Raw genomic sequence first — 13422 nt, 5'->3', positions numbered from 1 at the left:
AACGTTAAGCCGATCTATGTCTGGTCGTCAACGCTGAAAACTTCCGGAAATTCATCACATGACCTGCGTAGCGCTGAGTGGCTAGCGGTCGAAACTTTCGGAAACCAGCTCGGGTGGTGAGGTCACCGAGGCGCACGCGACCAGGCATCGTCGACCCGGTGGCCGACGATGCCTGGTCGCGCTACGAAAGAGTGGTCAGCGCAGACCGGCGAAGAGGTCGTCCTCGGGGGTCGGTGCGCCAGTCCGGTCCCGGACCCGTACGAAGGTCTCCACGCCCATCAGCTCGGTGAACCGCTCCTGGCCCAGTTGCAGGAAGAAGATGTTCTCGGTCTGACTGGCGTGCGTGGCCAGCGCGTCGAACTTCTGCGCGCCGTACTTGCTCGTGTCCACCCAGGTGCTGATCTCGTCGTCGGGCAGGCCGAGCTGCGGCCCCGGCTCCGACGCCGCGTCCGGCTCGGCCCACTCGACGCCGAGCTCCTTCATGATCCGACCGAACTCCGCGAACGCCGTACGCGGCACAGTGGTCCAGTAGACCTTCGCCGGGACGTCCGTCAGCTCGACAGCGGCCATGGTGATCCGATGAGCTTGGATGTGGTCCGGGTGGCCGTAGAAACCGTTCTCGTCGTACGTGACGATCACGTCCGGCCGGTACTGCCGAATCAGCTCCGCGAGCCGGGCCGCCGCCTCCGCAACCGGTGTCGTCCAGAACGCGCCTGGCAGGTCGTTGGTCGGCCAACCCATCATCCCGGAGTCGGCGTAGCCGAGGGTCTCCAGGTGAGTGACGTTCAACGTGGCGCAGCTGGCCTCCAGCTCGGCCTGGCGCATCGCCACCACGGCGGCCGGGTCGTGCCCCGCCTCACCCGGCTTGACCCCACCCGGGCCGTCCCCGCATCGCCCGTCGGTGCAGGTCACGAGCACTGTGGTGACCCCCTCGGCGGCATAGCGGGCAAGGACGCCGCCGGTGCTCGTCGCCTCGTCGTCGGGGTGGGCGTGCACCGCCATCAGGGTCAGAGGTCGCTCAGCCATGCCATCACCCTACGGTCATCCGGCTACGGCCCCACGACCTCCACCAGGAACGTCCGCGGGAGCGGGCATCTTACCCAGTCCGGCATCCGTCGAGCGGTCCTTGTGTGAACGGTGCTCAGACTCCGGACAGGTCGTTAGATTCGGGCGTGATCAGCACAACCGAGCAGGTCCGGACGCGGGGAGAAGTCGATGGCAAGGGCCGCTGACGGGTTCACCGACCTGCGACAGGTCGAGGCCGGAGTGCTGAACGTCGGCTACGTGGACGCCGGGCCGCCCGACGGCGACGCGGTGATCCTCCTGCACGGGTGGCCCTACGACATCCACAGCTTCGCCGACGTCGTACCGCTGCTCACCGCCGCCGGTCAGCGGGTCGTCGTCCCGTACCTTCGGGGCTTCGGCACGACCCGGTTCCTCTCCGACGACACCATGCGAAACGGCGAACCGGCGGCCATGGGGCTCGACCTCATCGCCCTGATGGACGCCCTGAAGATCGACACTGCGAAGCTCGCCGGATTCGACTGGGGCGCGCGGACCGCCGACGTCGTCGCCGCGCTGTGGCCCGAACGCTGTCGAGGGCTGGTCTCGGTCAGCGGTTACCTGATCGACGGGCAGAAGTCGGGCACCGTGCCGCTGCCGCCGAAGGCGGAGTTCGCGTGGTGGTACCAGTACTACTTCGCCACCGAGCGCGGCCGGAAAGGGTACGACAAGAACCGGCGCGACTTCGCCAAGCTGATCTGGCACACCGCGTCGCCCAAATGGACGTTCGACGACGCGACGTTCGACCGCAGCGCGGCGGCGTTCGACAACCCCGACCACGTCGACATCGTCATCCACAACTACCGCTGGCGGCTGGCCCTCGCCGACGGCGAGCCGCAGTACGAGGAGATCGAGGAGCGCCTGGCCGCGAAGCCGAAGATCACGGTGCCCAGCATCTCGATGGAGGGGGACGCCAACGGTGCGCCGCATCTGGAGCCCACCGTCTACGGCAAGCAGTTCGCCGGCCCGTACGAGCACCGGACCATCGGGGGCGGCGTCGGGCACAACCTGCCGCAGGAGGCGCCGCAGGCATTCGCGGACGCGGTGCTGGAGGTCTGAGCCGCTGGCCTCCCGGTCACCGGGGCGTCGGACGTTCCACCCGCACCGGATCGCCGCGGACCAACTCGTCGTGGATGCGCCACCGGGCGGTGGTGACGGCACGTCGCGCCGCCTCGTCGCCCTGCTCGATGCGTTGGCGCAGCAGGTCCAGGGCGACGCGGCGGTTGAGGCTGAACTGACGTTCCTCGTCCACCACCACCACCAGGCCCGAGGGGCGGTGCGTCGCGCGTACCGCCGTGCTGGCCTTGTTCCGGTGCTGACCACCCGGCCCGCCGGTGCGGCAGGCGACGATGTCGACGTCCGCCTCGCGGAACGTCGTCGGCCGGGCGTCGCTTTCGGGCGGCTGAGCGGTCACGTACCAGTTCTTCCGGCCGACGCCCGACCGGTACGGGCTGGGTGCCTGCCAGCACAGCGTGCCGGTCCACGAGGCCGCGAACGCCTCGGCGTCGACGCCGGAGATCCGGATCAGCACCGACCGGTAGGTGCCGGCGCGGTCACCGGGCACCGCCTCAACCTGCTGGATCGTCAGACCTCGGCGGACGCCCTCGCCGCGCAGCCGGTGCAGCAGTTGACTCAGTGCCCAGGCACACTCCTGTGGCCCACGCCCGGCCGACAACAACAGGAACGCGGTCATGACCGGCCTCGCCGGTCGCGGTGGCCCCGCCGGTCCGGCCGTGCGGCGGACCCGAGGTCGGGAGTCTTGTAGGTGACCACTGGCGTCGTGCTGACCACCGGCGTGGCCAGCTGGTGCTCGACCAGGTCGGCGATCACCTGCTCGATGCGCTTGTACGCCGTGGGCGCCTCCTCGAAGAGCAACTGCCGGTCACCGCACACCACCAGCGATCCCACCGGGGTACGGCGTAGCTCCTCGACCGTGTGCTTGGCCCGGCCCCGCCGCAGGGCGTCGGCGCGCGACATCTTGCGGCCAGCGCCGTGAGCCACCGAATGGTTGGCCTCCGGCCCGGCGTGCGCGGCCACCAGGTAGGACGCCGTCCCCCGGGTACCGGCGATCAGAACATCGCGCCCGTCGCCCGGCGCCGCGCCCTTGCGGTGCAGGTAGACCCCGTCCCGGACCTCGACCAGGTTGTGACACTGGTCGACGATCGGCGCTGTGGGCTCGGCCCCCAACGCGTGCGCCACCCGGGCGGCCAGCACCCGGCGGTTGAGTGAACCCCAACGCACGGCGTCGTCGTGCCTGCCCAGGTAGGCGGCGGGGTCGGGCGCCGCCCCGGCGCCGTGGACCTCGGTGTGCGCCCGCAGGATCCGCTCGCCCAGGCCACGGGAACCGCTGTGCACGATGAGCACCAGATCACCCGTGTCGAGCCCGAGCCGGCCCGCGTGCCGTACGTCGAAGACGGTGTCGACGCGGGCCAGCTCCACGAAGTGGTTGCCCCGGCCCACCGTCCCGAGACCGTCCAGGTGACCGGCCGGAACGTCACAGTCGACGGCGGCCCAGGCGGGGTCGTCGGCGTCGCGCACCGGGTCGAGCGCCTGGTCGAGGTCGGGGAACCGGGCGGCGAGCCGTTCCGGTACGGCCCGCTTGAGCTTGATCGGAAACACGGCGATGCCGCAGCCGATGTCGGAACCCACCAGGAACGGGTACAGCACTGTCGACGCCATGGCCGCGCCGATGGGCGCACCCTTGCCCGGATGCAGATCTGGCATCGCGGCGACGTGCCGCATGCCGTCCAGGGCGGCGACCTGTTGGCACTGTGCGAGCGCATCGGACTCGATCCAACTCGCGGGCGAGGCGAACACCGTGACGGTGGCCGGGGCGGACGGGGGCAGGGGCTCCCGAGGGAGGTGGTGCTGGGACAAGGAGGCTCATCTCTGGCTGCGAACGTGAAAGCGGACGGCGTCACGGCCCCCGGGAGGCGTCACCGGTGGCGCGGAGCAGGGGGGTGTAGTCCGTCAGTACGTCATGGATGACACTCTGGCCGAGGCGCGCCAGGCACGACAACTGATTTTCCTTCACGACGTACGCTGCCGCGATGAGCGCACCGCGTCGCATCCTGGTCTACGGGGTGTACGGCTCCGGCAAGTCCACCCTCGCGGCGCGACTGGCCGAACACCTCGGACTGCCCTGGTATCCGGTGGACGATCTGCTCTGGCAACCGGGCTGGGTCGAGGTGCCGGTCGCCCAGCAGCGCAGCCGGATCGAGGAGGTCTGCCGACGCGACCGCTGGATCATCGACGGGGCGTACCACGGCTGGCGGGACGTCCCGCTGGCCCGCGCCGACCTGGTGGTCGGCCTGGACTATCCACGATGGCGTTCGTTCGGGCGGTTGCTCCGCCGCACCGTCCGCCGGGTGGTCACCGGCGAGGTGATCTGCAACGGCAACCGCGAGTCGCTGAGCAGCGTGCTGTCCCCGGACTCGATCCTGGTGTGGCACGTCACCGCGTTCGGCCGCGCCCGACGGCGGATGCGGGCCTGGCAGGCCGACCCGTCCGCGCCGCCAGTGGTGTTGCTGCGCTCCCCAGCGGAGCTGGACGTCTGGCTGGCCGGGCTGCCCCGCCGGTGAGGCCGCGCGATCACTCGCCGAACTGAGAGGACCGAGGATGAAGTCGACGGAGACACCGGTACGCGACGGGATCATCGCCTTCCTGCACGACTACGCGCGGGCCGTCGAGGCCGGTGACAACGACGCCGTTGCCGCGAGCTACGCCGAGACGTACATCGAGGGTGACCCGGGTGGGGCGGCGGCCGTCACCAACGACGCCGGGTACCGGGCCGCTCTCGACGAACGCCACACGGCGATGACCGAGCAGTTCGGCCTGACCGGAGCCCGGGTGACGGTCCTGGACGTTCTCGATGTCGCGCCGGGGTACGTCCTCGTGCCGACCAGGTGGACGTTGGACTTCGCGCCGCCCCGGGGCGAGGCCGGCAGCGCGCAGTTCGCGCAGACCTACGTGGTGCGCCTCGGCGACCCCCGGCCACAGATCCTGCTCTACCTGTCCCACGAGCGGGAGGACGAAGCCATGCGCGGGTTGGGACTCACCGGCTGAGAGTCGATGGCGAATGCGTCGTCGGCCCGCCCCCGGTGGGGAGCGGGCCGACGACTTGACGTGGCCCGGCCGGGATCACACCGACCGGGCCACCGATCAGGACTCCAGGCGTCGACGCCGGGCCAGGAAGAACGCGACAGCGCCCAGCACGACCATGACACTTCCGACGCCGGTCATAGCCGGGACCGCACCGCTGCCGGTGACCGGCAGGATGGGGTGCTTGCCGCCACCACCAGGTCGACCGGGTGCGCCAGGACTGCCGGGTGCTCCCGGGCTACCAGGCGCGCCAGGGCTGCCGGGCGCTCCGGGTGCTCCGGCAGGCCCGGACGGACCAGGCGCGCCAGGGCTGCCGGGCGCTCCGGGTGCTCCGGGGCTACCGGGTGCGCCAGGGGCTCCCGGGCTACCGGGTGCTCCGGGGCTACCAGGCGCTCCCGGACTGCCGGGCGCTCCTGGACTGCCGGGTGCTCCGGGGCTGCCAGGCGCTCCGGGGCTGCCGGGCGGACCGGTGGGCCCCGGTGGGCCGGTCGGTCCGGGCGGGCCCGTCGGCCCGGCGCAGATCGGTGCGGTGATGGTGTTGGTCTGCAGGGTTACGGCCTCGGTGCGCGCCAGCGCGCGGCCCTGGAGGGTCGCGCCCGTGGCCATCGTGATCGCGGCCTGAGCCATGATGGTGCCCACGAAGGTGGTGCCGGTGCCGATCGTCGCCGAGCTGCCGATCTTCCAGAAGACGTTGCAGGCCGACGCCCCGTTGGTCAGGACGACGCTGCTGTTCGACGCCGTCGTCAGCGAGGAGTCGATCTGGAAGATGAACACGGACGACGGGTCGCCCTGGCCGTTGAGCGTCAACGCTCCGGTCAGTTGGGCGGCCCCGATCCGGTAGACCCCTTCGTTGAGCGTGTTGCCACCCAACTCTGCCGGAAGGTTGGTGAACGGGGTCCGGCCGGCGGCGTCGTTGAAGGCGATGGTCAGGTCGCTCTGAGCCTGGAGTGCGACCGCGTCGCCGAGGTGCACCTCCCCGCCGATGGTTGCCGTTCCGAAGCCGGACGAGGTGTTTCCGGGGTACCGCCCGAGACTCTGGGCCAGGAAGCTGGAGCCGGTGTTTGTGGGCTCCGCTCCGGCCAGGACGGAGAAGTCGGCTGCCGTCCCCAGGTTGACCGGTGCTTCCTGCGCGTTGGCGGCGGTCGAGCTGAAGAGCAGCAGGCTGGCTGCCACCGTGGCGGCTGCGCCAGCCGCGAGCGACGGCAGGACAACTCGCCGCCGGAGCCAATTCTTGGGTTTAGCTGTCACAGAACACCCTCCGTGGGTACTACTCGCAGGAGACGGCCAGCGAGTGGCGCCCTGCGTGATACGGCCTGTATGGCGCCGATAAGCGCGCTGACCACCACATCACGTCAGGTGTTCAAATGAGGGCAAATTGGGACAATGAGTAAGGTGCATCTGTCTGAACTGGAGCGACCTTCGCTTTCGCGTTCGCCGCTCGAACCTCGGCCTACCGCTGCACCGTCGGAACCGGCTTGATCGAGCGGCCGAGGACGCAGGGGGAGGAGGGACTGTTGCTGGTGGCCGGGAAACGGAACCGGCGCAGCTCCTCCACCTCGAAGCCGGCCGCGCCGATGGCGGCGACGGTGTCGCGGTTGGTGTGGCAACCGGCGAACAGCTTCGGCCACAGTGTGGCGTCGACGAGTCGTTGGGCGCGGTGCAGGCCGCTGGCCTCCTCGGCGGCCACGTGTTCGAAGAACCGCACCTGCCCCCCGGGTCGCAGCACCCGGCTGATCTCGGCCAACGCGCTCGCCTGATCGGGCACTGTGCACAACACCAACGCGACCACCACCGCGTCGAACTCGCCGTCCCCGGCGGGCAGCGCCTCGGCCAGACCGTCGACGACAGTGACCGGAACCGGCGCGGTCGACGCGGCGCGCTCGGCAGCGGCACGCAGACGCCGCTCCGGCTCGACCGCGAGGACCTGGGTCACCCCCGCCGGGTAGTGGGCGAACATTCGCCCGTTGCCCGCACCGATCTCGATCACCCGGCCGGACAGGCCGGCGACCAGGTCCCGTCGGAACGCCGCCGTGCCGGCGCGGTCCATGGCGACGCTGAGTCGCTCGTAAACCCGAGCGAACACCGGGTGGGACACCGTGGCCACGTCGACCTCCTGATCTCCGTCGAACTGTTCTCCGGCGATTGTCCTGCATCCGCGCACGCTTTCCGTCTTACTGGTTGGCAGCACGATTCAACCCAGTGCAGACAGGACGTGGTTCGGCCATGAAGATCGTCGTCATCGGGGGCAGCGGCCTCGTCGGCTCCAAGCTCGTGGACCGCCTCGGTGCCCAGGGCCACGAGGCGGTGCCGGCCTCGCCGAAGACCGGCGTGAACACCCTGACCGGCGAGGGAGTGGCCGGTGCGCTCACCGACGCCGAGGTCGTCGTCGACGTGTCGAACTCGCCGTCGTTCGAGGACGCCGCCGTACTGGAGTTCTTCGAGACCTCGACCCGGACCCTCCTCGCCACCGCGTCGGACGCCGGGGTGAACCACTACGTGGCGCTCTCCATCGTGGGGTGCGACCGGATCCCGGACAGCGGGTACATGCGCGCGAAGGTCGCCCAGGAGAAGCTCATCGTCGCGTCCGGACTCGCGTACTCGGTGGTGCACGCCACCCAGTTCTTCGAGTTCCTCCAGGGCATCATCGACACCGCCACGGACGGCGACACCGTGCACCTCGCGCCGGTGCTCATTCAGCCGATGGCCGCGGACGACGTCGCGGCCGCGGTGGCCGAGGTCGCGCTCGGCGCGCCGACGAACTCCGTCGTCGAGGTCGCCGGCCCGGAGCAGTTCCGCCTCGACGAACTGGGCCGAACCCTCCTCGCCGACCAACAGGACCGTCGTTCGGTGGTGGCCGACCCCGACGCCCGGTACTTCGGTGCCAAGCTGGGCGAACGCTCCCTCGTCCCGGCCGACGGTGCCCGCCTCGCCGGCACCGGCCTGGAGGACTGGCGTACCCGGGCGGGCCGGGGACACTGAGCCGGACCGCTACCTCGACGTCCCGGGCGGGCCGGCCCGCCCACCGAGGCGCTGCACCAACTCCTGTACCGCCTCGGTGAACGGCTCGTCCGACTCGCCCGGCCAGTGCCCGTGGATGGGTGGGGCGACGCTGTCCCCGGGGGGTGTCACCACGTCACAGGGGTCACGCAGTCGACGATCCACAGCGGCGGCCGGGTCACCGGTGGTGGCCGGCGCGGGTGCGGGATGCGGCGAGAAGATCCAGCCACCTATGGGGTCGGTGTCGCGCCACAGGTTCACCCAGCGCCAACCCACCCGCCGGCCGATCTCGTGCAGTGTCGCTTCGTCGACGTAGGCGGGGAAGAGTCGTGCGTAGAGGCGGCGCAGCGGTGACCCGTGGGTGAGCAGGGCGACCCGGTCGCCGACCTGCGGGGGCAGTTGGAGCACAGTGGCGGCGAGCAGAACCGAGCCGTGGCTGTGCCCGGTGAGCAGCACCGCGTCGCCGCGCTCGACGAGGTAGGTGATCCGGCGGACCAGCTCCGGCACGGCCCGCTCGGCGTAGCAGGGCGGTGCGAACGGGTGGGCGGCCCGGGGCCAGAACGTGCCAAGGTCCCAGAGGACACCGATGTGCCGGCGGTACGGCTCGGTCCGGTACGCGAAGATGCCGCCGATGATCAGGCCGAGGATGATCGCCGCGATCACCCAGCTGCCGAACGCGATGGCGAAGGTGATCGCGCCCGCAGGCAGTCCGATGTTCCGCTCGATGACGTCGCTCGGGACCTGCCCGAGCAGGCCGATGGTGGTGGTGGCCGTGCCGAGTCCGGCGAGGCAGCCGTAGACCACTGCCAACGGCACCAGTTTCTCGGTGAAGCGAGCCCTGGCTATCGCGTCTCGGACCTGCCGCAGTCGGGGCGCTGCCTCGGCCGGCGGGTCCGGGAAATCGCGCGCCACTATCGCCGCTGCGGCCCGGCGTCGACTCCGGCGGGAGATCAGGATGACGAGGACGGCGACCATCGCGGTGACCAGCACCGCGCGGAAGAAGCCGAAGATCGCCCAGGTGTAGGCGCGAGGCGGGCCGTTGGCGATGCCCTCCCCGGTCGGCACGTCGCGGTCCAGGAAGTCCGCCACCCGGTAGACCAGTTCGGCGGAGTATGCCACCGCCATGCTGATCCCGGCGGCGGCGACAACGAGAGCGCCCAGCCCGAACAGCGGGGTGGCGTCGTGCTCCCGGCGCCGGTGCCACAGCAGCACCACGCCCAGGGCGGCCATCAGCGTCGTCTGAGCCAGGAACAGACCGGCCAGTGTCGGGTCGTAGCCGGGGAGCCCATGCCCCTGCGGCCACGGCTGCGAGCTGGTCGGCACGTGCGCCACGACGACCACGGTCAGGACGATGGCAGCGGTCCGGAGGGTGCGGGTGACCCGGTCGAGCCGTTGGTCGCCGGCGGCCCGGTCCATCAGCGGCGGTGTGCAGAGCAGCCCCACGCAGCCCGCCAGGATCACCCCCGTGATCGCCGTCAGCACGATTGTGGCCGCCGAGGCGTCACTGGCGCCCTGGGCCAGCAGCAGGACGAGGTCCAGCGTCGCGAAGGCCGCGGCGACGTGGATGGCCCGCAACCGGCCCACCAGTGGTTCGGCGTCCCACTGGCCGACGGTGCCGAGCCGAGACACGGAGCTGCCCTGATCGGGTGCCCGAAACGCCTCGAAGGTCCGCCCCGGACGGCAGCTGACCCGCCAGATCAGGCCGATCGCGGCGGCCGGGACCAGCGCGAGCACCGCCAGCCGCAGTCCGACCGGCCGTCCGCCCAACCAGGACAACCAACTGCGTCCGGACAGGCAGTCGGGCGACGCCAGACATTTCCAGCCGACGAGGTCCAGTGCGACGCCGGCGACGGCGAGCACGTACAGCACGGTGAGCGTGAGTGCCAGCAGCCGGCAGAGGGACTTGACCACCGCCTCGGCGCCGGGGTTCGCCGGGCGCATCCAGATCGCGACGTTGACAAGCATGAAGGGCAGCAGGAAGACCAGCGCCAGGGTGCGGGCCACGGTCCCGGAGGGCAGGTCACCCCAGCGGTACGCCTCAAGCGTCACCCCGTGCGCGCCAGTGCTTTCCGACCGGTGGCGCACCCGGTAGAACCCCCCACTGCGGTCGCCGGCGACCTGCCCGATCTGTTGCAGGTTCAGCACCTGTGCGGCACTTGCGCCGGAGACTCCGTGCACCCGTAGCTCCACGACGTTTCCGGAGCTGTCCGGCCCGCTCAACCGCTCTGGTCCATCCAACGTCCCCCCGAGGCGTCCCGCCGTCTGTCCCGCGCCCCAGACCTCGACGGCACGTGCCGGGGCGCCGACCGCGGTGACGGCCGAGCGGTTCTACCCGAACCGGACCCGCTCAATCTCGACCGGCAGGTGCGCTACCCCTCAGGCAGGGTCGGACCGGCGGTCACCGCCGCTTCGGGTACGTCGGTCCGCGCGGTCTTCGCCCACGCGCTGGACCCGGCCACGGCCGAGCGGCTCCGGGCGTACGCCGAGAAGGCGCTCGCCTCGCGCTGGGGACGGCCGGGCTGTGCCGGCGAGGATTGAGCCGGTCGTGGCGGGGTAGGTGCCGCCATGGTCGCTGCCGGTCGGCGCGGAGCGGACGCGGGCCCGTCGACCGTCGCCCGGTGGTGGGACCGCGTGGTGGCCGCGTTGCGCGAGCGGGTGCGTCGGGTACGAACCATCGGCGGCCTGGCCCTCCAGGCCGGCCTGGCCGCGGCGCTGTCCTGGCTGGTGGCGCATTCGCTGCTGCAGGTGTCGCAGCCGGTCTTCGCGCCGATCTCCGCGGTCTCGACGCTCGCCGCGTCCGTCGGCCAGCGGTTGCGTCGCACCGTCGAGCTGATCATCGGTGTCACCGTCGGGGTGCTGATCGGCGACCTGCTCCTCCTGGTGATCGGCACCGGGTGGTGGCAGCTCGCCCTGATCGTCGTGCTGGCGATCGTCGTCGCCCTCTTCCTCGCGGGTAGCGCGGCGGTGGTGATCCAGGCCGGGGCGACGGCGGTGCTCATCGCCACGCTCAGCCCGGCGGTCCGGGATCTGGAGATCCCCCGGTTCGTGGACGCGCTCGTCGGGGGAGGGGTGGCGCTGTTGGTCACCGCCGTGTTGCTGCCGCTGAACCCGCTGCGGGTGCTCAACCGGGCCGCGCGGCCGGCGTTGGATCTCCTCGCGTCCCAGCTCGACGCCACCGCCGAGGCACTGACCGAGCGCGATGCCGCTCGGGCCCGTACCGCCCGAGGTGAGCTGCGGCAGAGCGCGGGCCGCTTGAAGGCGTTCGTCGAGGCGACCCAGGGTGCCCGGGAGGCGAGCACCCTGTCACCGGTGTACTGGCATCAACGGCACGGGCCGGTGGGCCGCTACGCGCAGGCGGCCGAGCCGATCGACCGGGCGATGCGCAACAGCGGCACCCTGATCCGACGATCGGTGACGCTCATCGAGGACGGCGAACCGGTGCCGGAGTCGTTGCCGACGGCGGTGGCCGACCTCGCCGGGGCGGTCCGTCTGCTGAAGCGGCAGTTCGCCGCCGGCGCCGAGCCGAACCGGGCCCGGGAGCAGGCGCTACGGGCGGTTCGGACGGCCGGGCACGCCTATCGGGATGGCGTCGGCTTCTCCGGTGCGGTGGTGGTGGCACAGGTCCGGACGACAGTCAGTGACCTCCTGGTCGCCTCCGGGCTGAGTCAGGAGGACGCGAATCACCTGGTCCGAAGGGGTTTCGGCGAGGTCTGAGAGCCAACTGACCCTCGGCGTGAGCCACCCGACGGCATCTTCTTGAGCCATGGCTGTTGCACTCTGAGCCAAAGTGGTGCCATGATGGTGCCATGGAGCTGAGGTCATACGTCGAGAACCTGCGTAACGAGTTCGCCGTGGCCGCGGAGGGCGTGGACCCGGAGGCCCGGGCGCTGGCCGAACGACTCTTCGCGCAGCTGGAGGCGGCCACCCGTCTCACTCTGCTCGAAGCGTTGTCGGACGCGGCCGACGAGATCACCCGCGACCTCGCACCGGGTTCGGTGCACGTTCGGTTGCGCGGGCGTGAGCCCGACTTCGTGGTGACGCCGGCCAGCCTGCCGGTCGAGGTGGCGAGTGAGCCCAGCGGGCCGCCGCCGCTGTCGGTGCCGGTGTCCGCGCCCGACGGTGACGAGGGCGGCACCTCGCGGATCAACCTGCGGCTCCCCGACCACCTGAAGGCCAGCGTCGAGGACGCCGCCGGCCGCGCCGGGCTCTCGGTCAACGCCTGGCTGGTGCGCGCCGTCGCCAGTGCCATCGGGGCGGGCGATACGGAACGTCGTCCACCCCGCAGGCCGGAGCCGCGCTCCGGCCAGCACTTCACCGGCTGGGCCCGCTAACTTCCCGTACCCCTTCCACCACGCCGCTGACCAGCGGCGACCTTCGCCGACCACATTTCGGGAGACCACCATGCCTGTTTTCGAAACGCCGGAACCGATCACCGTCCAGATCGAGCTGCCGATCGGCGACGCCTGGATCGCCGCGAGCGACCGCACCGACACGGTGGTGACGGTGCGGCCCCGCGACCCGTCGAGCAAGGCCGACGTGAGCGCCGCCGAACAGAGCACCGTCGAGTTCGCCGCCGGGCGACTGGTGATCCGGGTGCCGAAGACCTGGCGCCGCTACGGGTTCGGCTCCGGGCCCTCGGTCGACGTCCAGATCGAGGTGCCGACCGGGTCACGGGTGTACGCCGAGGCGGCGTGGGCGGCGTTCCGCTGCGAGGGCCGGCTCGGCGAGTGCCGGATCAAGACCGGCAGCGGCATCCGACTCGACGAGACCGGGCCGTTGGAGATCGATAGTAGTCACGGCGAGGTCGCTGTGGAGCGTGTGCTGGGCTCCGCCCGGGTGAAGGCCTCGTCCGGCAAGGTGCGCATCGGCGCTGTCGACGGCACCGCCGAGATCAAGAACTCGTCCGGCGACTGCTGGATCGGCCGCAGCGCTGGCGACGTCCGGATCAACACGGCCTACGGCGACATCACAGTGGACGCGTCGCAGGCCTCGGTGACGGCGCGCACCGCCTACGGCAACCTCCGGTTGGGTGAGGTCACCCGCGGCGCGGTCGACGTCCAGACCTCCTTCGGCGCGATCGAGGTCGGCATCCGTCGCGGGACAGCCGCCTGGCTCGACGTCAGTTCCAGGCACGGCCGCGTGCACAACGCGCTGGAGTCGACCGACAGCCCGGCGCAGACCGACGAGACGGTCGAGGTCCGGGCGAACACCTCCTACGGCGACATCATGATCCGCCGCGCCTGACCCACCGCCCCGCCGACC

General features: G+C 71.2%; 14 protein-coding genes. 8 read left to right on the top strand and 6 right to left on the bottom strand.

All coding sequences use genetic code 11. The features are described 5' to 3' along the window. Positions 1-195 precede the first annotated feature (195 nt). Positions 196-1026 (bottom strand): PIG-L family deacetylase, encoded by an 831-nt coding sequence (locus NIE79_RS32715; RefSeq protein ID WP_238682238.1) that lies wholly within the window; start codon positions 1024-1026, stop codon positions 196-198. Between the two features lie 189 nt (positions 1027-1215). Here NIE79_RS32715 and NIE79_RS32710 point away from each other — a divergent pair, with 189 nt between their 5' ends. After that, complete coding sequence (locus tag NIE79_RS32710; RefSeq protein ID WP_238682237.1) at positions 1216-2121, top strand: alpha/beta fold hydrolase; 906 nt, start codon at positions 1216-1218, stop codon at positions 2119-2121. Between the two features lie 16 nt (positions 2122-2137). Here NIE79_RS32710 and prfH read toward each other — a convergent pair whose 3' ends face one another. Further along, on the bottom strand, positions 2138-2755 hold the full coding sequence (gene prfH, locus NIE79_RS32705) for a peptide chain release factor H (RefSeq protein WP_238682236.1): 618 nt from the start codon (positions 2753-2755) through the stop codon (positions 2138-2140). After that, positions 2752-3939: an RNA ligase RtcB family protein gene (locus NIE79_RS32700; RefSeq protein ID WP_238682235.1), complete on the bottom strand. Its 1188-nt coding sequence runs from the start codon at positions 3937-3939 to the stop codon at positions 2752-2754. Before NIE79_RS32700 ends, prfH begins: the two co-directional genes overlap by 4 nt. A 173-nt stretch (positions 3940-4112) precedes the next feature. Here NIE79_RS32700 and NIE79_RS32695 point away from each other — a divergent pair, with 173 nt between their 5' ends. Both NIE79_RS32695 and NIE79_RS32690 read left to right on the top strand, forming a co-directional pair. Beyond that, entirely contained in the window at positions 4113-4643 is a 531-nt protein-coding gene (locus NIE79_RS32695; protein ID WP_238682234.1) for a P-loop NTPase family protein, read from the top strand. Between the two features lie 37 nt (positions 4644-4680). Next, positions 4681-5127 (top strand): Cif family virulence factor, encoded by a 447-nt coding sequence (locus tag NIE79_RS32690; RefSeq protein ID WP_238682233.1) that lies wholly within the window; start codon positions 4681-4683, stop codon positions 5125-5127. A gap of 96 nt (positions 5128-5223) precedes the next feature. On the opposite strand, the gene NIE79_RS32685 is transcribed toward NIE79_RS32690, so the two are convergent. Both NIE79_RS32685 and NIE79_RS32680 read right to left on the bottom strand, forming a co-directional pair. Continuing rightward, positions 5224-6336, bottom strand: a complete 1113-nt coding sequence (locus tag NIE79_RS32685) for an ice-binding family protein (protein WP_238682232.1) — start codon at positions 6334-6336, stop codon at positions 5224-5226. Between the two features lie 277 nt (positions 6337-6613). Continuing rightward, positions 6614-7267 (bottom strand): class I SAM-dependent methyltransferase, encoded by a 654-nt coding sequence (locus NIE79_RS32680; protein WP_238682231.1) that lies wholly within the window; start codon positions 7265-7267, stop codon positions 6614-6616. 119 nt (positions 7268-7386) lie between these two features. Between NIE79_RS32680 and NIE79_RS32675 the strand changes: the two genes are divergently transcribed. Next, a complete protein-coding gene (locus tag NIE79_RS32675; RefSeq protein WP_238682230.1) occupies positions 7387-8142 on the top strand; it encodes an SDR family oxidoreductase in 756 nt (251 codons plus the stop codon). A 9-nt stretch (positions 8143-8151) separates the two neighbouring features. Here NIE79_RS32675 and NIE79_RS32670 read toward each other — a convergent pair whose 3' ends face one another. Then, positions 8152-10398 carry a hypothetical protein gene (locus tag NIE79_RS32670; protein WP_238682229.1) on the bottom strand — a complete coding sequence of 749 codons (2247 nt, stop codon included), beginning with the start codon at positions 10396-10398 and terminating at the stop codon, positions 8152-8154. 126 nt (positions 10399-10524) lie between these two features. On the opposite strand from NIE79_RS32670, the gene NIE79_RS32665 reads away from it, so the two are divergent. The 4 genes from NIE79_RS32665 (at position 10525) to NIE79_RS32650 (ending at position 13404) form a co-directional block, all read left to right on the top strand. After that, a complete protein-coding gene (locus NIE79_RS32665; RefSeq protein ID WP_238682228.1) occupies positions 10525-10698 on the top strand; it encodes a hypothetical protein in 174 nt (57 codons plus the stop codon). 27 nt (positions 10699-10725) lie between these two features. Next, positions 10726-11874 (top strand): FUSC family protein, encoded by a 1149-nt coding sequence (locus tag NIE79_RS32660; RefSeq protein WP_238682227.1) that lies wholly within the window; start codon positions 10726-10728, stop codon positions 11872-11874. Positions 11875-11966: 92 nt separating this feature from the next. Continuing rightward, positions 11967-12491 (top strand): hypothetical protein, encoded by a 525-nt coding sequence (locus tag NIE79_RS32655; protein ID WP_238682226.1) that lies wholly within the window; start codon positions 11967-11969, stop codon positions 12489-12491. A gap of 70 nt (positions 12492-12561) precedes the next feature. Beyond that, positions 12562-13404 (top strand): DUF4097 family beta strand repeat-containing protein, encoded by an 843-nt coding sequence (locus NIE79_RS32650; RefSeq protein WP_238682225.1) that lies wholly within the window; start codon positions 12562-12564, stop codon positions 13402-13404. Positions 13405-13422: the final 18 nt, after the last annotated feature.

This window comes from Micromonospora trifolii (assembly GCF_022229005.1).
In the GTDB taxonomy this organism is placed as follows: Bacteria; Actinomycetota; Actinomycetes; order Mycobacteriales; family Micromonosporaceae; genus Micromonospora; species Micromonospora trifolii.
Note: the sequence above shows the minus strand (reverse complement) of the source record. Positions and strands in the feature narration are given on the sequence as shown.

Bases quoted from the DNA above. Each gene is read 5' to 3' on its own strand.
- NIE79_RS32715 (WP_238682238.1), bottom strand. From the start codon at position 1,026: ATGGCTGAGCGACCTCTGACCCTGATGGCGGTGCACGCCCACCCCGAC.
- NIE79_RS32710 (WP_238682237.1), top strand. From the start codon at position 1,216: ATGGCAAGGGCCGCTGACGGGTTCACCGACCTGCGACAGGTCGAGGCC.
- prfH (WP_238682236.1), bottom strand. From the start codon at position 2,755: ATGACCGCGTTCCTGTTGTTGTCGGCCGGGCGTGGGCCACAGGAGTGT.
- NIE79_RS32695 (WP_238682234.1), top strand. From the start codon at position 4,113: ATGAGCGCACCGCGTCGCATCCTGGTCTACGGGGTGTACGGCTCCGGC.
- NIE79_RS32690 (WP_238682233.1), top strand. From the start codon at position 4,681: ATGAAGTCGACGGAGACACCGGTACGCGACGGGATCATCGCCTTCCTG.
- NIE79_RS32675 (WP_238682230.1), top strand. From the start codon at position 7,387: ATGAAGATCGTCGTCATCGGGGGCAGCGGCCTCGTCGGCTCCAAGCTC.
- NIE79_RS32660 (WP_238682227.1), top strand. From the start codon at position 10,726: ATGGTCGCTGCCGGTCGGCGCGGAGCGGACGCGGGCCCGTCGACCGTC.
- NIE79_RS32655 (WP_238682226.1), top strand. From the start codon at position 11,967: ATGGAGCTGAGGTCATACGTCGAGAACCTGCGTAACGAGTTCGCCGTG.
- NIE79_RS32650 (WP_238682225.1), top strand. From the start codon at position 12,562: ATGCCTGTTTTCGAAACGCCGGAACCGATCACCGTCCAGATCGAGCTG.